The organism is Paenibacillus sp. LX16 (assembly GCF_036252815.1).
GTDB lineage: Bacteria > Bacillota > Bacilli > Paenibacillales > Paenibacillaceae > Paenibacillus > Paenibacillus polymyxa_B.
This window is the reverse complement of sequence record NZ_CP141152.1, coordinates 479188-500656: the sequence shown is the minus strand read 5'-3', so window position 1 is coordinate 500656 and position 21469 is coordinate 479188. Positions and strand designations below refer to the sequence as shown.

The following is a 21469-nucleotide window of genomic DNA, read 5'->3' as shown; positions in this document are numbered from 1 at the left end:
ACCCTTGTACTTCCTGCATTTCCCTTATTAAGGAATCATAACGTCATCAATACTACCGCCAGGAATCGAGCCTGAATCATCTCCGTTGCTATCGCTTGGTGGCGTTGCTCCACCACTGCTGTCGTCACTTCCTGTTCCGCTGCTATCGCTTGGTGGCGTTGCTCCACCGCTGCTGTCACTGCTTCCTGTTCCGCTGTTGTCGCTTGGTGGTATTGCTCCATCGCTGCTGTCACTGCTTCCTGTTCCGCTGTTGTCGCTTGGTGGAGTTGCTCCACCACTACTGTCACTGCTTCCTGTTCCGCTGCTTTGTTGCTGGCTGGCTACAAAATCTTTATACTCCTGAATCGCATCTTCCAGATTCATATAATTTTTCTTAATTTCCGGCATAGGATAATACTGGTCCAGATGATTATATGCATCCACTACTCTCTGAAAGTAGACCGTCGTAGTATCTGTACCATTTGCTGTGAGCAGATTGTTCGCAATTGTCTTGAGCTCATTGATATCCTGATCAGTTACGATCCATTTGGATTGGTAGTTCGAAAATGCTGTAATCAAATCTGTGTTAGCCTGGTCTACCTGCAGTTGTGTACTATCCGAATTATTAAGCACAAGGCTTGCCTGATTAATTTGTCCTTGAAGTTCTTCGTTATCTTGATCGGTATAATGACGTCCGAACGTCTGAACTTCATTAATAGCTAAATTTATGTTGATATTCAACAACGTGGTATCCACTGCTACTGGTGCAGCATATTGGCTCTGTACCCGTTGCAACTCCTCATATACAGGAACAACGTCTTGCAATTCAAATCTAGGCAAACTTAAGAAAATGGAGGCATGCTCTGCAGCAGAAGACAAGGCTTGCTGGGCTTCAGCGCTTAATGCCCCTGAATTTTGCACCAAAATTCCATTGATCGATGTCTGCATTTCAATGATTTCGTCTCTCAATTGTAGTCTTTTCTCGTTATATTTTTCAATATAGGTCCCTTTAGCCTGACTTAATTGATTATAAGAGATCACCAATTGCTCCTCAGGAGTAAACGGCATAATGAGTGCAAAGTTGGCTTGTCCTGTTTGTTGCTCTAAAGACAGTATTTCCGTATTCAAGTAATTACGAGCAACAGGGTTAGACAGCAGTTTTAAATGAATGTCTTGAATCAACTGTTGCAGTCTTTCCCGAGTTGTAGCAGGTTGAGGGGCAGTGAATTCCGTAAGTCTTTGACTCAGCTCCATGTTCAAGATCAATACGTCCTGCTGCGTCATAGCGGTATGCATCTTCTCTGTATATTCCTGAATGAGGCTGTACAGTGCAGTATTTTGAGCGCTACTCTGATCGTAGATAACCTGCGCTTCTTGTAAAGTATTTTTAAGCACTGAGAAGTCGACTGTTTGCAGTACCAAGAATGATTCTGTGGTAGCTTCTATTTTTCGTGTCCATTCTTCCAACTGCTCCGTTGTAGTTAATGGATTCACATATACGCTTAATCCTTCCCTCACTAAGGAGTTATAACGCGCTTTATCTGTGTTCAAATTCTCCACACGATCCGTTACATCGAGAAAATGCAGATAGGCATCTCTGAGTTTTACTGATGCTTTGTAGACTTCAATTACTCGACGCAAGCTTTTTACTTCCCGATCCACAATATTCTGAGGAGCATTTCCTTCCAACACATTGTTGCCAAATTGAATAGCTTGACTTAGTGAGTCATCCCAAAGAGGCGGGAATTCGTCGCCAACCATTCGGTTTTGTTCAAGGGTAGTCGAAGCTATCTGAATCAGTCTAGTTAATTCTTGTGTTCCAATCACCGGTTCTGTGGCTGAGGCTGTGTACACAGAAACATCCTGTTTCAATGTACTGAGCGCTTGATCTACCTCTGCCTGTGTTGCTGCTGTATTGTTCAGTACCAGCGTAGCTTGATTGATTGCTATGGACAGGCTTTCCTTCGCTGCGGCTGGGTAAAGCGCCTGATCCGATCCACCCTCACCTGCACGCTCCAGCAGTTCTTTGGCTGCATGGACTTCTGTCTCCAGCTGACTGCGGTCTACGCTGATAATGTCACTATCGTGTTTTTTCTTATCTTTACTAGCTGTGTCCGTGACAACCGATCCAGCAGAGGATGAGTTCTTCGTACCATTTACGAGACTAACAGCTTCTTTCATCGCATTATAGTTAATGATAACATCCTGCGGCTGTTTTTGTTCCGGCAGGTTAAGCTGGTTGATTGCAGCCCCCTTAGCCAACGTAATAAAAGGAACGCCCACATATTGAGTTGCATCCAGCAAACCTATACTACCGCTAACCAACAGCTTGCCGAGTCCCTGTTGCAATGAAACACGACTAATCGCGGCATTTCCTTCGGTCACGATCGATGCATCATTTTTCAGCGTTAAGTTGTCAATCTTTGTCGTCCCGCTTGCTGTCAATTGTGCATCTTTAGAGCCAAGCTCCACACCAGACCATGTCGTATTTTCCAAAATGGCCGATACAGGCTGGGTACCTGAGCCTTTGATTTCTAATACGCCTGTGGAGGACATGTTTTTCAAGGTTACCGAACCATTGACGATCAGGCGTCCATCAAAAGACACACCCTTACCGTCAAATACGCCGCCGTCTGCGTTAATTTCCAGCTTATTCACACCTGTCAGTGTACGCAAATTACGGTTAAGGTCGAATTTTGCCCCTTTTAATACAGCTTTGTTATTTTCACCGAACAAACCTTGCAAAGACCCTTCTAACTGGTAAGGGATATTTCCGATTCGAACGGTATTGCCCTCTGATTTCACTTCTCCTACCGGATGATCCAGCAGGCTGACGAATACTTCTGCACCACTCTCCCGGTTCAATGGATTTTTCAAATCCGTTGCAGAAGCATCCTCTGATAACAGACCATAAGAGCGGGCAACCTGAACTGCATTTTGCTGTGCATTCGCTGTGCTGGCATCCTGTAAGTCCATTGCACGTACTAACGATACGATCAGTTCTTCCTTGGTAATGGCATCCCCCGGACGGAACAGTTCCCCGTTGCCTGTCATATACCCGGCTGCACGTACAGCCTCAATATAGGGAGCGCCCCATGCATCGGACGATACATCCATAAAAGAAGTTTGCGGCTGATTGTTAACTTCCAACTGGAACAGACTGCACAAAATTTTAGCCGCTTCTGCGCGGGTCAAATTCTTTTGTGCCATAAAATCGCCCTGCTTACCGCCTGTCATCAAACCCAAGGTGCGAGCTTGTGCTACAAATCCAGTTTCGCTTTGCGTATCTGCTGTCGCTGCAAAAGCAGTCTGGACGCCGCCCACCCAAGGCAGAGATATGATTGAACCTGAAGCAATACCCAATACCATCGCAGATGCAATCCATTTATTTCGATTTACAAGTTTCAACATTTCCACTCCTAGACAATATTTATTGGCATATAACCTGTTTTATCAAAGTCTTTAGTCATGTTTAGTTCTACGGATTATGCAACCAAGGAACTATGCTAAGAGAATTATACGAAGTCCCACTGAACCAATTCTGAACAATTAGACCTATATGAAGGCATCACGCAACAAAATCGCTTGACTTGGAGTGAACTCCAAATGTAATAATATCCGGTGTAAGTAGCTGGAGTAGACTACATTTGAAGAAAACAATATCTAGGAAAGCGAGGTATAATCAAATGGACTATGTGAAACTTGGAAATACCGGCTTGGATGTATCCCGGCTCTGTCTTGGGTGTATGGGCTTTGGGGTTGCAGAACGGTGGATTCACCCATGGATACTAGATGAAGAGCGCAGTCGTCCCATTATAAAAAATGCCCTGGAGCTAGGTATTAATTTTTTTGATACCGCGAATGTATATTCAGATGGAACTAGCGAAGAAATTGTTGGACGGGCTTTAAAGGATTATGCGAATCGAGATGAAATTGTCCTCGCGACCAAGGTTCATTTCCGTATGCATCAAGGCCCGAATGGTGCGGGACTTTCCCGAAAGGCTATCATGAGTGAAATAGATAAGAGCCTTAAGCGACTGGGGACAGATTATGTGGATCTGTACCAAATCCATCGCTGGGATTACAATACCCCTATTGAAGAGACGATGGAAGCATTACATGATGTTGTGAAGGCCGGGAAAGCAAGATATATTGGTGCTTCTGCCATGTACGCATGGCAGTTTCTGAAGGCATTACATGTCGCTGAAAAGAATGGATGGACCCGATTTGTATCAATGCAGAACCATTTAAATCTCTTATATCGGGAAGAGGAGAGAGAGATGCTGCCGCTTTGTAAGGAAGAAAAAATCGGTGTGATTCCATACAGCCCGCTTGCAGGTGGAAGGTTGACGCGTGATGCGCAGGAAACAACACATCGTTCCGAAACCGATCAAGTTGCGAAATCTAAATACGATGCGACTGCAGATACCGATCGATTGATCGTGGAGCAGGTTGCGGCAATCGCAGAAAAACGTGGAGTTCCCCGCGTTCAAATCGCACTTGCCTGGTTGCTACAGAAAGAACCGGTAACAGCTCCGATTATCGGTGCTACGAAAACGTCTCATCTTGAAGATGCAGTAGCTGCTCTTTCGATTACGTTAACACCTGAAGAAATCGCATTGCTGGAAGAGCCGTATGTTCCTCATCCGGTAGTTGGCGCTCAGTAAATATGGATGAAATGACAGTTTCGAAATAAGAAACGACAAGAACGCCCTATCCATTTACATAGGGCGTTTCTTGATCAGAATCAGGAGGTGAAGTCTGCATGTTGATCGCAGAAGTAAGCAAAAAATTTGAACTATCTCAGGATACACTCCGCTATTATGAACGCATCGGACTTATTCCGCGTGTGAACCGTAATAAAAGTGGCATCAGGGATTACACGGAAGAAGATTGCAGATGGGTTGAATATATTAAATGTATGCGAGGCGTAGGACTTCCCATTGAAATTTTGATTGAGTATGTTAGGTTATTCCAGCAAGGTGATGAAACGATGAATGCTAGAAAAGAACTCCTAATAGAGCAGCGCAAGCAGCTCATTGCAAAAATGAAAGATATGGAAAATGTGTTGGAACGCATGGATTATAAAATTACAAGCTATGAACAGACAATAGGTGAAAAAGAAAAACATCTAATTTAGCCCCTGCGTGCTTTACGGGACAACAGGTTCCCCAAGGACTGAACACCTTGTACAAACAAGACTAGAATGATGACGGTAATCAGCATAACCAGCGTATCAAAACGTTGATAGCCATATGCGATCGCCAGATCGCCAATTCCGCCTCCGCCGACCGCACCAGCCATAGCAGTAGCACCAATCAGACCAATGGATGCTGTCGTTAACGACAAAATCAGAGAACTGAATGCCTCAGGAAGCAAAAAGTATCGAATGACCTGGAATGGGGTCGCCCCCATCGCATCTGCTGCCTCCAGTATCCCCGGATTTACCTCCAACAGCGAGTTTTCGACCAGCCTGCCGATATATGGCGCAATATATACAATCAAGGGGACAATTGCCGCACTGGTCCCAATGGATGTATTCACAATCAGGCGGGTTAACGGAATGATCGCAATCAGCAAGATAATAAACGGTAAGGAACGAACAATGTTAATGATCGGATTCAAAATATTGTGCAGCCATTTGTTCTCCAGAATTCCGCCCGGGCGGGTGATGACGAGTAAAATACCGATAGGGATACCGATCAGGGCACCAATAAATAAGGATATGCTGACCATGAGCACGGATTCATACAAAGCTTCCCACAGTTGATCCCAGGTGATCGTGGTTCCTGTAATCATCATAGACTCTCTACCTCCTGAATATGGACTCCTTTGCTCTTGAGAAAATCAACAGCCTGCTGAACGGCATGCTGTCCACCGCGCAGTTGAATCGTCATATAGCCAATCGTCGTTTCTTGAATCTCCGTCATGTTGGCAAACAAAATGTTTACGTGGATATCATGCTGCCGAATCAATTCATGAACCACCGGATCAGAAGCAACCTGCCCTATAAATTCCAGCTTGTATATTCGCTGTGATTCTTGCTGTTCGAACGTTTGCAGCACACTCTCGGGTACCGTATCGTGAATGACCGTGCGTACAAAGCTCTGCGTCGTCGGGTGCTGCGGCTGCCCGAATACCTCCAGGACATTGCCCTGCTCGATGATCTCCCCTTTTTCCATTACGGCTACCTTGTTGCAAATCCGCTGAATCACCGACATCTCATGGGTGATGATCAAAATGGTGATCTTGTATTCCTTATTGATTTTGCGAAGCAAGTCGAGAATTGACTGTGTGGTCTGCGGATCAAGTGCCGAGGTTGCCTCATCACAGAGCAAAATGGACGGGTTACTCGCAAGCGCCCGTGCAATCCCCACACGCTGCTTTTGTCCGCCGGAAAGCTCGCTGGGGTAGCTATTCGCCTTGTCCGACAATCCTATGAACGCCAAGAGCTCTTTTACACGCCCCTCTATTTCCCGTTTGTTGCGCTTAAGCAGCACCAACGGAATTGCAATGTTGTCGAACACTGTTTTCGATTCCAGCAGATTAAAATGCTGAAAAATCATTCCGATCTTCTTCCTTACCTTTCGCAGCCCAGAGGTCGAGTAGGTATTTAACTGTTCCCCCTCAACAAGAACCTCTCCGCTGGTTACTTTCTCCAGACGATTGACCAAACGGATCAGCGTACTTTTCCCTGCGCCACTGAATCCGATAAATCCGAAAATATCTCCTTTATCCACTTTGATATTTATATTTTTTAACGCTTCAATACTTAGACCTTTTCTCACATAGGTTTTGGATACATTCCTAAGTTCAATCATGAGTCCTAACTCCTTCCGTTCTCACAAGTATGTAAGATGTTCTGAGCTGATTGCTTTTCTTTGGCATGAACGATCGAATTAAATCCGAGTATTCTAGTAAGTTTTATAAAGTATACTACTTCGATTTAATATTCATGTCAATATGTGTTTTGAGTCTGGTTAGTTCATGTCCTTGTATAAATCAGCATGATATTGCAGATGGTATGAAATATGCCGAAGCATACACACCTTACCCGAACGGGACGGAAGTGGAGGAACATAGATGAAGCGAATATTTACCTTGTGGCTATGCATTGCAGTTATAGGGATGTTGACAGTTACGGCAGAACCCGCATGGGCTACTCAGACTGTTGACGGACAGCCTTATCATTTTGGGTTTAAAAAAAGTAAGGGAGGGGAGCTACCTTCCATCGCACAAGAAGGCTTTATGCACCTAATCGAAAGGCAAGGTGGTATCTTTCTAGGGGATACGACTAAAAAAGAATTATTTCTCACTTTCGACAACGGCTATGAGAATGGGTATACTCCGAAAGTGCTGGATGTATTGAAGGCTAAAAAGGTTCCAGCCGCCTTTTTTGTGACGGGGCATTTTGTAAAAGACCAGCCTGTTTTGATGCGACGCATGGCAAGTGAGGGTCATATTATCGGAAACCATTCATGGAGCCATCCTGATATGAGCACCATCTCTTCGGCAGAGATCCGGTCTGAGCTGGATCGGGTACGAAATGCATCCGCAGAGCTAACTGGGCAAAAAGAAATGAAATACGTCCGGCCGCCTCGCGGCATTTTTAGTGAAAAAGCATTGGCTTCCTGTCGAGAGGCCGGATATACGAGCGTATTCTGGTCTGTAGCTTATAAGGACTGGGACACAAATATCCAGCAAGGAACGGACTATGCCTATCGTCAAGTCATTCGTCAGCTCCACCCTGGTGCGGTCATTCTGCTCCATTCCGTATCCAAGGACAATGCAGAAGCGCTTGGTTCCATCATCGACGAGGCTCGCAAGCAAGGGTATGAGTTTAAAAGTCTAGACGACCTTAAGGTAAAACATTATCACTAAATAGTAATTGAATTTAATGAGTCGATGCGTTATCAGCCCGATCCACACCTGCCCATGGTAGCCAGTGTGAATCGGGCTTTTTAGTTTACGACCAAGGAAGGTAATGGATATAATGACTCTAAGAAATGAATTGGAAAGCACTATTTTTTGGAGGTACATCATGCATTTTGTATTTGATCTAGATGGAACGATTTGCTTCAAGGGGCAGTGTGTGTCGGATAAGATCGCAAGCTGTCTGGAACAATTGTCCCAAGCGGGACATGAAGTCATTTTTGCCTCGGCACGGCCAATTCGCGACATGCTCCCCGTACTTCCTAAACGCTTTCACACCTATGCTCTGATTGGTGGCAACGGCTCTATGATCTCCCAACAAGGCAGTATAACTCACGTGGAATTCTTTTTACCTGAAGTGAAGAATGCCTTGCTCGCACTACTGGAGGAACACCAAACCACCTACCTGATTGACAGCGAGTGGGATTATGCATACACAGGCGCAGCTGATCATCCTATACTCAACAATGTGGATATCAGCAAGTTGGCGCAAAAAATGCCTTTGGCTTCCCTGAAATCCATTGTAAAAATACTCATTTTAACTGCTGACGATATGGATGGGCTGGCTGCCAAGCTTTCGCCGCTCGGCGTGGTCATCCATCAACACCGTAATGAACAAGTACTGGACATCAGCCCGCAAAATATCCATAAATGGAACGCGCTTCAGAAGCTTGGTGTGCAGCCCTGTCAATTTATCGCCTTCGGCAATGATGCGAATGATATTCCGATGTTCAGGGAGGCACACCATGCCGTCATGATTCATCACCATGCTGAACTGGCTGCCTTCGCGACTGAATCGATCCCTAATGAGGGGGAAAATCAAGAAGACTAGATTATCGCCAAAATACGTGAGTTGGCTGAAACAGTTACCATTTAGCCAAACGCCAAGAAAGGGAAGGTCTCTATGAACCTTCCCTTCCTTTTACCATTCTAAAGATAGCAACGCCTATTGCATGGTTAGCTTATACACCCTGGCTTCATAAGGGCGCAACTTCAAGGCATGCAGTTGTTCCCCTTGAACCAGCTTGTAGTTGGACAGCAGCAGCTCCGCCTTAGCGACAGGAAAGTCCTCCTCGGGCCAGTGGTACACCGGATCACGGTCAAAGAAATTCAAAATGACCAGCAGACGCTCTTCTCCCAACATACGAGTGAATACATACAGCTCCGTATCCAGCGGCAACAGCAGCTTGTATTCGCCATAGACTATGACCTCATGTTGTTTGCGCAGAGCAATCAACTTGCGATAATAGTGGAAAATCGAGTCCGGATTATTTCTTTCTGCCTCTGCATTAATGTGTGTGTAGTTATCGTTAATCTTCATCCACGGCTCTCCATCGGTAAATCCGGCTGAAGGTCCAGCATTCCATTGCATAGGAGTACGCGCATTATCCCGACTTTTCCGCCAGATCTCTGCCATAATCTGTTCCTCAGACTCACCGATCTTCCGTTGTTGCTCATAATAATTCAACGTTTCCACATCCCGATAATCATCAATGGACGGGAATGCAATATTCGTCATCCCAATTTCCTCACCCTGATAAATATAAGGCGTACCCTCTAGCATGTGCGTGAAGGTTGCCAGCATTTTGGCCGACTCCACACGATATTGTCCATCATTCGCAAATCGCGAGAGGGCCCGCGGCTGGTCATGATTGTTCAGATAATTGGCATTCCATCCTTCCTCATGAAGCACTGTCTGCCAGCTGCTCATTATTTTTTTCAGCTCCACCAGTGTCCACGGCTTGGATTTCCATTTTTCTGTCCCTAGCCCTTGGGCATCAATAAACATGTGTTCAAACTGGAAAACCATATTCAGCTCATGCCGCTGGTCCCCCACATAATCAAGCGCCTGTTCCGGTCCTAAACCAGACGTTTCGCCAACTGTCATTAAGGGATAACGCTCCAGTAATTTTTCATTCAGCATCCGTAGAAGCACATGTACCTGTTCTAGATTGGAAAAAAGCTGATAGGCACGTACCAAGGTTCGTTTGTCAGGATTATCGGCATCCGGCAGCCCTTCGGCTTTGACAATATGGGCAATGGCGTCAAAACGGAAGCCATCAACTCCCTTTTTCAGCCACCATTCCACCATGCGGTAGAGCTCGCCCACCATCTCTTCATTTTCCCAGTTCAGATCTGGCTGATGCTCGGAATACAGATGCATGTAATATTCGTCTGTAAGCTTGTCATATTTCCACACTGAACCGGAAAAATACGATTCCCAGTTGTTCGGATATCCGCCATTTTTGCCTGTTCGCCATATGTAGTAGTCCCGCTTCGGATTATCCTTGGACGAGCGTGACTCCGTAAACCACGGATGCTCATCCGATGTATGGTTTAATACCAAATCCATCATGATTTTGATGCCTCGTTCATGCGCCTGGTGAAGCAGTTCGTCAAAATCCTCCATTGTTCCAAACTCATCCATAATGGCATAATAATCACTAATATCATATCCGTTATCGTGATTGGGCGATTTATATACCGGACAAATCCAGATTACATCAATACCCAGCTCACACAAATAATCCAGCCTGGACAAAATACCTCGTAAGTCCCCTTTACCGTCTCCGTCAGAATCCTGAAAACTGATCGGGTAAATCTGATATACAACGGCTTCCTTCCACCATATTTTTCTAGGCATGTTTCCCTCCTGTAGCTTCTCTGTACATCCAATAGCTTATGCTCTTAACATACACGCAATACCTGTCTGCGAATCGTTGGTGTGGGGGAACAAGAGTCTTGTAAGCTTGCTTCGACGCAATAGTAGAGCCTCTATAACCTACGGAGATTTATTTTAAAAAAATATTTTGCAACACAGGTTGTAAAAGTGGACCTGGCGTTACCTATATTTATGAACTGCCCATATACATGTACTCAAAGCGGTGCCACTTTTGAATAAAAGGAGGAATTGACATGAACCATCGACCCAAGAAGCCAAAGGATCTGATTGTGGAAACTGCTGTGATCCCGCCCAATATCCATGTGGACGTGGAGTCAGCCACTGAGGGGGGAACCCGCCGCCTGATGCTTAGCGATAATCCGGAGACGCTTACCCATGTGACGGTACCTACCGAGCAAGCCACACTGTGGCATGACGTGGTTCGCACGACAACCCGAACAGTCAAACATCGCATTTTCGGCTGGCATTATAACAAAATCGGCAGCGCTGTTAAACTGGGCATCACCGTAGAGAACAGAAGCGCTGCTAAACTAGAAGTACGTCATATTGAACGTGCCCTTAAGATTGTGCCAGAGGATGCCAACTGGATTATAGATGTCGGGCAGTCTATTGCCAAAAGCTGTTTGGCAGGTACGATGGAACGTCTGAAGCCAGTAGACCGTCATAAATTCGGCAAAGGCACCGCCCTACTGGAGGAATTTGAGCTGCCCGAAGGAGCGCTGGCCGGATTCATCTATGACCTCACAGTAGAATTTGCTGAAGGCCACGGTACGCTGGATTATGTGATTCGCACCGTGATCAGCAAGGATACGCAGACCGATCTGCGCCAGATTCATATGGATGCGCTTCCTCCCGTACCTCCACCCCAGGCGCATCCACGAGGGGTGTGGTCCTTTTCCGAAACGAATGCGCGGATGCCAGAGTACGTGGTGGGGCAGAGCGCCAACTATCGGGCGTGTGCCACCAAAAAGCTGAACGGCGAGACTCCTGCCGATCTGCTATTTACCGGGGCACGCAGCGAGCTGGGGCCTGCGCTAGATAATCGCGGACAATTCGGAACCATATACAACGCGACCATTCCCATCATTAATGACAGTGACGAGGTACGTATCGTACGAATCTACGCCAATCCACGTGGGGGCGCGTTCGCCGGGTCTGTACGCGTAGATGATCGTGTATATGGTATTCCTCTGCTACGAGATAATACCAAGGTATGCCGATTGGCTGATATCAGCGTCCCTCCCGGCAGATCCAGCTATGATCTGAGCTTCATGGTCGCCGGCAGTGCAACTACGCCGCTAGGTCTGTACGTCATTACACTATAGCTATGCTCACGATGACTGGATAAGCGAACGTGGAGCCAAAATTTTCACAGGATATGGTCTGCTCTATAGTAAATGGAGCTGTCCCAAAGCTGGTTTTAAATTTTATTGGACAGTCACGCTTCGTCATTAGTATAAAAAAGCGCGAGCGCAAGGGTTATTCCCCCCTGTAGCTCGCGCTTTTTAGTTCATGCTCACCCATTTGAGCAGGTTATGGTCAAGCGAAGGCACGTAGTCCTCTTCGCCGCCATACCCGGCATCGTCGATGACCATACCCGGTTATCCGGCTTGTGTCAGAATAAATATTGCTCTATTTGAACCGCTGGACCTGCCTCGAAGGCATAATGGTCAACTCTGGAATATTGACATGCTCCGGCTGCTCTAGTGCATAAAGGGCAGCTTCTGCAACATCATCGGGATGCAGCGGCAAAACGCTCGAAGCAAACGCCCGAATTTCCTGCTCGGGATATCCGGCCACCTGCGAAAATTCCGTCGCCACCGCCCCGGGATGAATTGCAGTTACACGAATTCCTTGCGTACTGGTCTCCAAACGCAATGCAGAGGCTATGGCGCTAACGCCGTACTTGGTAGCGCTGTATAGTCCTCCTCCGGCAACCACTTCCTTCGCTGCAATAGAGGAGACAATGACAACATCCCCCTTGGCCTGTTCCCTCATTGGCTGAAGTCCGTACTTCAGTGTCAGGACAAGACCGTGCACATTCGTCTTGTAAAGCTCCTCCCACCTTTCCAGTTCCACTTCTGCCAGTGGGCTTCGATACCCGAAGCCGGCATTGGCAACGATAATGTCAAGCCGTCCCCAGCGTTCAAGAATGGCGTGGACCGCCTGCTGTACATCTTCAGCTTTTTGGATATCAGCAGGTATTGCCATGACCTCGTACAATTCCTCTTGGTGCAAGTCGCGAACCAATTCATCCAATCGCTCCTGACGGCGTGCCAATACAGCTACATACGCGCCTCGCTTTGCCAGTTTTTTTGCAATCGATGCCCCAATGCCGCTGCTTGCGCCTGTTACCAAAGCTACTTTCCCGGCCAGGCTTTCCTTCGCTTTCCAGGATAATCTCAACTCATCCAATATCATGTTATACCCTCCCCAAGCTTATTTGGTTAAAAGCACACGATGAACACCCTGGCTGCCTCCAGGAGCTGTACCTATATATAAATATCCGTCATGATTTACAGCCGTGGTTACCCCATAAAGCGAGCCTTCAGGATCATGCCAGCTTCCGATGAGTTTACCCTGCGGATTTAGCTCCACAGCAAGCCCATGCTTCACAGGTGCGCTTGCACCGCTGAGCAGCGATTGAGGTAATTTGGCCATCATTCCAGCCAGCCACGGGCTTTCATGCATTTGATCTACAAAGGGAATACGTGTCGTGAAGAGACCGACCCAGAAATGGCCTTGATCATCACGCGTAATGTTATCCGGAAAACCGGCGAGATTATCCACAAAAATATCCGAAGTCCCCTTCTTCGGCCCTTTGAGCCAGTATCGGGTCAATTGGTAGTGATACGACTCTGCCACAAGCACAAAATCTTCGTCTGCAGACAAGGCAACCCCGTTCGCAAAATAAAGGCCTTCCAACAGAACTGTCGTCTGCTTGGTCGCCGGATCATATTTCAGCAAACGTCCATGTGGCTTGTTCTCGGCGATTTCTTTAAAGACTACACTGCCATAATTGGAGGTGTCAGAAAAATAAATGGTACCATCTTTGGCAATATCCAGCTCGTTGGCCAAATAGATCGGTGTGCCGTCCACTTGATTGGCCAACACCGTCACGTTTCCGGAAGGATCTACCGACAGTAGCCCCTTCTTAACATCCGTAACGATCAGATTTCCACTTGCGTCAAACATAAGTCCATTGGGCGTTCCTTTGGTATCTGCATATAGCTGGGCCTTTTGCGGATTGCCCTTAGTATCAAAGGCAACCTTATAAATTTCCCCGTCGGAGTCCCCCGTATATAAATTCCCTTCCTTGTCAAAGGTGATGAATTCCGGAAACTTAGGGGCATCTGTAACAAGCTCTGCGGAGCTGAGTTTGTTGTTTTGTTGCCATGGACCCGCTTGTTCAAAAGAGGGAGCCGAAGGTGCAAGCCATTTTGCAGGCTGCACAGGGGAAGGGATGAGCATAAAAATAGCCACTCCCAGAAGGATTACCGCCAGCAGCGATAAACCGGTTCTGCGTACCCATTTACGCGGTTTCTTATTCTTTCTTCCTTGAGAATCTTTGACAGATAAATCAGATTTACTGGGCATTAGAGTGCCTCCTATGTGATGTGAATAATATTTATAATTGAACGACGATTTTACCGAAATACTGTTTTCCTTCAGCCAAAAGTGCGAAGGCTTCGCCGATTCGGCTGAGCGGGAATACTCGGTCAATGACAGGATGTAAACGATGGTGGGAAATGGCACGATTCATGTTTTCGAAATGTTCCCGGTTACCGACTTGGCTGCCGCGAATCGTCGCAGCCTTCTGCAAAATGCTGGTGACATCGAACTCAGGAATAGTCAAGCCCGATAAGAATCCGACCATGCTCACAGTCCCTCCGGTACGAAGTGCATTGATGGATTGCGCCATTGTTGCCGCTCCCCCTACATCCAGGACATGGTCAACTCCGCCGCCTGTCAGCTCCAGAGCCACCTTATCCCACTCGGGAACTTCCGAATAGTTGATTGTCTGCCATGCGCCGAGATCCTTTGCTCGTTCGAGCTTGTCATTGCTGCTCGATGTGATAATTACCCTTGCTCCCGCCATCAGAGAGAATTGAAGTCCAAAGATGGAAACACCGCCTGTTCCTTGCAAGAGCACCGTATCCCCCGCTCGCAGCCCGCCGGATTCCATCAGCATGCTCCATGCAGTTAATGCCGCAATCGGCAAGGTGGAAGCCTCCTCCCAAGAAAGGTGATCCGGAATGGCGACGACCCCTTCTTCATGAAGAACGATATATTCAGCCGCCACTCCACTGAGCGGGCCTCCCAGACTGTCCTTTAAGACCTCCGCTCTCGTGCTCCCGCCAATGAATTTCTGTTGTAAATTTGCCGCTACCCTTTGTCCAACCTGAAATTTTGTCACCCCTTCGCCCACAGCTACAATTTCACCCGCTCCATCGGATAACGGAATGAAGGGAAATTGAATGCCGATCGGCATTACTCCGTTGATAACTACCAAATCCCGGTAATTAAGAGACACTGCCCTTATGCGGATCAGAACTTCCAGCCGTCCTGGCACCGGTATGTCAAGTTCCGTCAAGGTTAACTCTTCAAAGCCAAAACCATTTTTTAGTTGCACTGCTTTCATTTTGGTTGTCCTCCCTGTAATGCTAACTTTTTACCTAGTATAGATACAGTGTATTGTATAGGAAACACTGTTTCCTATACAATACACTGTATCTAATTATCCTTAAGACGTCAATCTTTACTTTAAAAATAAAAACGGCAAGCATGTCCAAAAAACGCGAGTTGCAGGGGTGAGAAAACCTCTGCAACTCGCGTTTTTTTTTACATTAATGGTGATATAAGCACTGTCCAATAGAATTGGAATTTGCTTATGCCACAGCCTTATTTAAGCTCAAATTTTTATAAAATACGTCTTCTTAAATTTGTTCCTGACTTATATTACGCTACTAAGCATAAAGTTGGAGGGCGGACCGGGCTCCGGCTTGCCAAACAAATAACCCTGAGCCAGTGATACACCTGCTTCACGGCAAAATTCAAAATCCTTCATCTGCTCTACGCCTTCAGCCAACACTTGGCCTCCAAAACGAAAAGCCGATTCCACAATCCCTGTAATTTGCCGCTTCTGATCGCTGTTACTATGACAGCCGTCAATTATACTGCGGTCAATTTTAACATAATCTGGCTGAAGACAATTCATAAGCTCTGTCGTAGAATAACCTGCCCCCACATCGTCAAGGGCTACCGAAACTCCTCGATCGCGATATTGATCAAAGATATGATGCAAAAAATTAAGGTCATCTATCTCTTCCGTTTCTACAACCTCAAATACAAAATCCCTTGTATTCATGGATAACCGATCAATCGTCTCAAAGGTGTGATTCAAGCAATAAGCCGGATTATAAATGGTGGAAGGGAGAAAGTTAATAAAACGTTTAATCCCCGCAGGAAGGCATGTTGCACTTTTTTCAATAGCGGAAATACGAGCCGAGCGATCCAGATGAGCATGCAAGCCAGCTTCACGGGCGATTTCAAACAGTCGGAAAGGCTGAAAAGGTCTCTCCGCATGTGACGGACGCAGTAAAAACTCAAACCCCATAATATCCAGCTTATGGTCAACAATAGGCTGCATATGGCTGGAAAAACTTCGATCCTTAATGATACTCACGATATCCGGATGTTGCAGTCTGGCTTGCAATTGACTAAATAAAAGCCACTCCTCATATCCTTCGACATGATGCAGGCCGGTCACCACAACTTGCATATGGTTCAAGTATTCCTGCGGCAGACGAGCCAGTCCGTTAACGAGCTGTTCCAGCTCTGAACGGCTGTCATAGCGAAACTCTATGTTGTCCTCACGCCCATGTTCCTGCTTCATTTGTTCCGATAGCATACCCAAACCATCTAATGCTGGAGTAAGCGACACCCTGGAATGCCTAATTCTGAGCAATCCTTGATCCTTAATAGGTAATATGATGCTGCAATTGCTGCATGTCATAATGGTCCTCCTCGGAACAATTTTCCGGTTTTTTCACCATTATATCACAAATAACTAGAACAAAAGTACTATATAACTACGTGTTTTTACAAAATACTAGCTTATTCTTAATGATAATTTAGGACTTAAGTACATATTCGACAAATACAATACTACCTTTTTACATTCATAATAATTCGGAGGCTGTTGTTTTTGGCATTAAAAAAGCAGCAAATCTCTTGGTTAAAGAGACTTGCTGCTTCATTCTGATATCGAGTGGAAACTAAAATCCGAAGTTATTTGGACACCTTTGGCTTTGTTGTTTTAGCTGGTTTAACAGCCGCGGGTTTGGTCGTTTTAACAGCTGGCTTTGCTGTTGCTTTCGCGGGAGCCACAGCTTCCTTTACAGGAGTCGTTGCTACACTAGGCTTAGCGCCAGCTTTTAAGCTGTATTTGGCAAAGCCGTCTGCCGCGCTGCTCAAGTATGAAATTTGTTGATTGCCTGCCAGCACGTCTTTGGCTTCAGGTGAGGACTCGAAAGTAACCTTTGCCTGACCAAAAGGAGCAATAGACCAGTTGCCATCCGCCGATGGATTAATCGTTCCATTTGTACGGATATAGTCAATAACGACTTGACGACTTTCATCCGGTGCTGCCATCACAATTCGTTTGCCATCTGGGTTGGCCAAGTTGGACGAGGAAGCACGATAGTTATTGGTGGCTACGATAAATTTCTGCGCAGGGTCAATAGCCTTCCCATTGTATTGCAGGTCCTTGATACGATGCGCTGAAGAATCAATAATAGTTCCCTTGGCATCATATCGTGCAGGCTGAGTTACATCAATCTGGTAATTGACACCGTCAATGACATCAAAATTGTAGGTTGGGAAATCTTTGTTGATCAGCGATTGCTCCTCAGTTTGCTTTGGATCAATGCGGTTGAACTGACCTGCAGACCACTCCAGCCACTCCTGAATTTCAGCACCGGTTACTTCTACAGCATGAACCGTGTTCGGATACACATACAGGTCGGACACGTTTTTAATCGCTATCGTACCTTCAGGAATGTTGGTGTAATACTCGGCTCCGTTTCGACCACCGGCCTTGAATGGAGCGCCTGCCGACAATACGGGAAGTTTTTCGTATTCAGTTCCTTTAAGATGGTTTTGAACATACCATTTCTGTGCATTCGTTACGATTTGAATAGAAGGGTCGTCCTGCACTAATGCAAAATAGCTAGTAATCGGTGCAGTCGTTGTTCCAACAGGTTGACGAATATAATCCAGCGTTCCTGTATGCTCTTCTTTAATCGCATCTGTCAGTTTGTAGTCAGGAGTAAACTGCACAGCCTGGTTTGTGGTACCCACAACCGGACGCACTTGAGACTGAGAGTTAACTACGTTCCACACGCGGTTTCTCTTTTCCAGGCTCAAATCAATAATGCCCAGATCCTTGCCCCATGAAGAAGCTTCCACGGCCGGTACGCCATTAATGGTTCCCTTATCCAGATCTACACCCTTCATATCTTTAAAATCAGGGCCAGGGAAAGATTTATGAGCATGCCCAAACAGAATAGCATTAATTCCGTCCACCTGGCTCAAATATTTAACAGCATTCTCCATCATTGGCGTTTGCGGCACATCCTCATAACCTGTGTGCGCAAGCACAATAATGATGTCAGCACCTTCCGTCTTCATTTGAGGAATAAACTTTTTCGCCGTTTCCACAATATCTTTAGTAACGACTTTATCCTTCAAATTGGCTTCATCCCACTGCATAATTTGAGGTGTGACCAAGCCGATTACACCCACTTTGAGTGCATGCTCTTCACCTTTCTCATCCGTTACTGTTTTATCAAGAATTCGATAAGGGGTAAAATAATTTTTAGTAGCTTGCCCCCCCTTATCAACATAAACATTCGCATTTACGTAAGGAAAATCGGCTCCCTTGAGCGACTTCTCCAGAAAGTCGAGACCATAGTTGAATTCGTGGTTGCCCACTGTCGCCGCATCATAGCCCATCAAGTTCATCATCTTGTAGACCGGATGGACACCGCCTTCTTTCTCGAAGGTTTTGTTTCTGGCCATATAATCGCCTAATGGATTGCCCTGCAACAAATCGCCGTTATCGAACAGCATGCTGTTTCTCGTTTCACTACGCGCCTGTTGGATCACATTGGCAGTGCTAATCAGGCCATATTCGTTGGTTACTTTGTCCGAATAGTAGTCATAGTTCATCAGCGACGCGTGAATATCCGTTGTTTCCAAGATACGCAAATTCACCGTAGCACTATCGCGAGAATCGTTAGCTGCCCAGGATGGAGCGGTTGAAAACACCAGCATGCTACAAGCTACAACTGCTGCTGTAAACCCTTTAAACCAATTTTTACGAAATAACAAAATATACCCCTCCTCATTAAGGTGTATGCTTCATATACATACTTTTGCACATATATGTAAGCCTTGAACCCACCATTTCTATTTTAATCCAACGCCAGACAAAAGAGTAGTCATTTACTTAAATTATTTATGAAAAAATAATTAATTCTCTCAAAAATAAAAAACCAGCAAACCTCCTAAAAAACTCGGAGATTCACTGGTTTATCCATTTATATTCTCATTATTTATTCCACACTTGGCGCTCAGTTTGCTGGCCCACATACTCAATGCGAGTCGGATTCACGTCCAGAATGACATAATCTGGATCATCCGGTCCGGAGAACCATTCCTTCAAGGAATCGTTCCACACTTGTTTGCGCAGCCCCTCATCAGCTGTAATCTGGACGGTAGCCTCCACTTCTACGACTTCCTTCGTACCGCCAACTTCATAACCCAGCAGCAGATAAGCATTCGGATTATCCTTTAGCTCATCCACTTTATGCGTTTTGCGATCTGTCGCCAGATGAATGTTCATTCCATCGTTAAAAAGGGCCATATAGCGTACTTTCGGTTTTCCACCCTCTACCGTACCTAACGAGCAAAATTTGTTGTTATCCAAAGCCTTCACAATGGCTTGTTCTAGTTGGCTACGATCCAATGTTTCCGTTTTACCCACAGTACAACAACTCCTTTTCACGAATTAGAATTCTCTACGGCCATGCCATTTGACACCAGCCCATCTGAATATACCTACGCAGCTGTTCTGAAAATAACATGACCCGATCAGATCGGATTGATTCATGCTCATTTTCAGATCAAAGCTCACAGTAAAAGTGTACCCTGTCGTTCGGCAAATGAACCGTCATCTCTTCCTCCATGCTGGACAGACTCGCATTCAAGGCATATAATCGTCGTAGTAAACCCGAATAAATGAACCCATTAAACCATACAATGCCAGGGGTGCTGGAATCGGCCGGCTGAGAGTGTGTCCCAAGACACTGACCCTTACAACCTGATCTGGGTAATGCCAGCGTAGGAATGCTTAAGCAAGATGTGCCTTTTTTACATAGGACCATCCCTTACTTTGGTATATACAAGCGCAAGCGTCCCGGAAACTCGGGGCGCTTTTTTTGTTGAAGATTAAGTTGTTGGAAAGATCGCGTCCGGCAGATGTTATTTTTATGAAAATGGGGAATATAAGCTGTCTGATTGGACGGATAACGGGTAATTAAAGGAGAGAACACAACGATGAAGCGCATGAAAATGTTAAGCCTGGGACTGATCAGTCTGTGGCTCATGGCCCTGACCCTGACTGCTTGCGGTGGAAGTCCCTCCACATCCCAAGAAGCGGCTCCCGCTACCAACACTCAAACGTCTACTTCGGCAAAGGATCTCAAAGATGTTAAAGTCGTGCTCGACTGGACACCCAATACGAATCATACGGGACTCTATGTTGCCAAGGACAAAGGATATTACGAAAAAGCGGGTTTGAATGTCCAAATTATTCAACCTGGTTCAGGCGGAGCCGATCAAATGGTTGCTTCTAATGCTGCACCTTTTGGTTTCAGCTACCAAGAAGGCGTCACACAGGCTCGTACGCAAGGCGTGCCGCTTGTATCCATCGCTGCGGTGATCCAGCATAATACCTCAGGCTTCGCAGCCCCGGTAGATCGCGGAATTAAGAGCCCGAAAAATTTTGAAGGTAAAAAATACGGCGGTTGGGGCTCTCCCGTAGAAGAAGCGGTCATGAAATCCATCATGGATTCAGACAAAGGCGATGTGAGCAAAGTGAAGATCGTCAACATGGGCAATGCAGACTATTTTACAGCCGTGAAGCGGGATATCGACTTTGCCTGGATTTTCTACGCATGGACCGGAATCGAAGCCCAGCTTCGAGGTGAGCCATTGGATATGCTGTATGTAAAAGATTATTCCAAAAGCCTCGATTACTATACGCCTGTAATTGTGAGCAACGAACAGACGATAAAAAATGATCCTGAGCTGGTCAAAGCGTTCATGGACGCTACCGCACAAGGCTATGAATACACTATCGCCCATCCGGAAGAAGCCGCTGACATCTTAAGCAAAGCTGTACCAGAGCTGGATAAAAAACTGGTGCTCGCCAGCCAAAAATGGCTAAGCCCACGTTATCAGGACGATGCCGCGCAATGGGGCGTGCAAAAAGCGGAGGTATGGCAAAACTATTCGGACTGGATGTACGAACGCAAGCTGCTCAGCAAGCCTTTGGAAGTAGATAAAGCCTTCACAAACGACTTCTTGCCCAAGCGCTGATCATTTGTTAAAACGTTAAATAAGACTGAACTAGAGAAGTGAACGAAGCCCCACTACGCAGTCGGATGGTGCTTCCCATCGCCACCGCCCCCGGATTTCTTAATAAAAACTTATGATTAGTGTAGAAATCCGGGGAGGTTATGCTTCCGAAGCGAGCTTTCCTACGGAAAGCTTTTAAAGCGAACGCTAACGCTTGTACAGCACCATTCC

The 21469-nt window shown here is 46.1% G+C and carries 16 protein-coding genes and 1 riboswitch; of the genes, 6 read left to right on the top strand and 10 right to left on the bottom strand.

What is annotated here, in order from left to right; all coding sequences use genetic code 11:
* Positions 1-27 precede the first annotated feature (27 nt).
* A complete protein-coding gene (locus tag T3H97_RS02235) occupies positions 28-3390 on the bottom strand; it encodes an S-layer homology domain-containing protein (RefSeq protein ID WP_328801560.1) in 3363 nt (1120 codons plus the stop codon).
* A 275-nt stretch (positions 3391-3665) separates the two neighbouring features.
* Between T3H97_RS02235 and T3H97_RS02230 the strand changes: the two genes are divergently transcribed.
* On the top strand, positions 3666-4646 hold the full coding sequence (locus T3H97_RS02230) for an aldo/keto reductase (RefSeq protein ID WP_025722907.1): 981 nt from the start codon (positions 3666-3668) through the stop codon (positions 4644-4646).
* A gap of 98 nt (positions 4647-4744) precedes the next feature.
* Positions 4745-5119, top strand: a complete 375-nt coding sequence (locus T3H97_RS02225) for a MerR family transcriptional regulator (RefSeq protein WP_025722906.1) — start codon at positions 4745-4747, stop codon at positions 5117-5119.
* Here T3H97_RS02225 and T3H97_RS02220 read toward each other — a convergent pair.
* Complete coding sequence (locus T3H97_RS02220) at positions 5116-5781, bottom strand: methionine ABC transporter permease (protein WP_023986716.1); 666 nt, start codon at positions 5779-5781, stop codon at positions 5116-5118. The genes T3H97_RS02225 and T3H97_RS02220 overlap by 4 nt on opposite strands.
* Complete coding sequence (locus T3H97_RS02215) at positions 5778-6800, bottom strand: methionine ABC transporter ATP-binding protein (protein WP_165178804.1); 1023 nt, start codon at positions 6798-6800, stop codon at positions 5778-5780. Before T3H97_RS02215 ends, T3H97_RS02220 begins: the two co-directional genes overlap by 4 nt.
* 262 nt (positions 6801-7062) lie before the next feature.
* On the opposite strand from T3H97_RS02215, the gene pdaA reads away from it, so the two are divergent.
* Entirely contained in the window at positions 7063-7860 is a 798-nt protein-coding gene (pdaA, locus tag T3H97_RS02210; RefSeq protein WP_328801559.1) for a delta-lactam-biosynthetic de-N-acetylase, read from the top strand.
* 160 nt (positions 7861-8020) lie between these two features.
* A complete protein-coding gene (locus T3H97_RS02205) occupies positions 8021-8743 on the top strand; it encodes an HAD-IIB family hydrolase (RefSeq protein ID WP_328801558.1) in 723 nt (240 codons plus the stop codon).
* 114 nt (positions 8744-8857) lie between these two features.
* Here the strand turns inward: T3H97_RS02205 and T3H97_RS02200 are convergent, their stop codons facing one another.
* The gene (locus tag T3H97_RS02200; RefSeq protein WP_103046746.1) at positions 8858-10555 is read right to left on the bottom strand and encodes a glycoside hydrolase family 13 protein; all 1698 of its coding nucleotides are present in this window, start codon (positions 10553-10555) and stop codon (positions 8858-8860) included.
* Between the two features lie 272 nt (positions 10556-10827).
* On the opposite strand from T3H97_RS02200, the gene T3H97_RS02195 reads away from it, so the two are divergent.
* Entirely contained in the window at positions 10828-11919 is a 1092-nt protein-coding gene (locus tag T3H97_RS02195) for a hypothetical protein (RefSeq protein WP_328801557.1), read from the top strand.
* Positions 11920-12226: 307 nt separating this feature from the next.
* On the opposite strand, the gene T3H97_RS02190 is transcribed toward T3H97_RS02195, so the two are convergent.
* The 6 genes from T3H97_RS02190 to T3H97_RS02165 form a co-directional block, all read right to left on the bottom strand.
* On the bottom strand, positions 12227-13015 hold the full coding sequence (locus tag T3H97_RS02190; RefSeq protein WP_028541208.1) for an SDR family oxidoreductase: 789 nt from the start codon (positions 13013-13015) through the stop codon (positions 12227-12229).
* 18 nt (positions 13016-13033) lie between these two features.
* A complete protein-coding gene (locus T3H97_RS02185) occupies positions 13034-14191 on the bottom strand; it encodes an SMP-30/gluconolactonase/LRE family protein (RefSeq protein WP_328801556.1) in 1158 nt (385 codons plus the stop codon).
* Positions 14192-14222: 31 nt separating this feature from the next.
* Entirely contained in the window at positions 14223-15236 is a 1014-nt protein-coding gene (locus T3H97_RS02180) for a zinc-dependent alcohol dehydrogenase family protein (RefSeq protein WP_328801555.1), read from the bottom strand.
* Positions 15237-15548: 312 nt separating this feature from the next.
* Positions 15549-16610: an EAL domain-containing protein gene (locus tag T3H97_RS02175; RefSeq protein ID WP_328801554.1), complete on the bottom strand. Its 1062-nt coding sequence runs from the start codon at positions 16608-16610 to the stop codon at positions 15549-15551.
* A 275-nt stretch (positions 16611-16885) separates the two neighbouring features.
* Positions 16886-18988, bottom strand: coding sequence for a bifunctional 2',3'-cyclic-nucleotide 2'-phosphodiesterase/3'-nucleotidase (locus tag T3H97_RS02170; RefSeq protein ID WP_328801553.1), 2103 nt, complete (start codon positions 18986-18988; stop codon positions 16886-16888).
* A 220-nt stretch (positions 18989-19208) separates the two neighbouring features.
* Positions 19209-19643 carry a pyridoxamine 5'-phosphate oxidase family protein gene (locus tag T3H97_RS02165; RefSeq protein ID WP_061831133.1) on the bottom strand — a complete coding sequence of 145 codons (435 nt, stop codon included), beginning with the start codon at positions 19641-19643 and terminating at the stop codon, positions 19209-19211.
* A 270-nt stretch (positions 19644-19913) separates the two neighbouring features.
* Positions 19914-20023, top strand: a riboswitch (TPP riboswitch).
* 192 nt (positions 20024-20215) lie between these two features.
* Between T3H97_RS02165 and T3H97_RS02160 the strand changes: the two genes are divergently transcribed.
* Complete coding sequence (locus tag T3H97_RS02160) at positions 20216-21259, top strand: ABC transporter substrate-binding protein (protein WP_328801552.1); 1044 nt, start codon at positions 20216-20218, stop codon at positions 21257-21259.
* Positions 21260-21469: the final 210 nt, after the last annotated feature.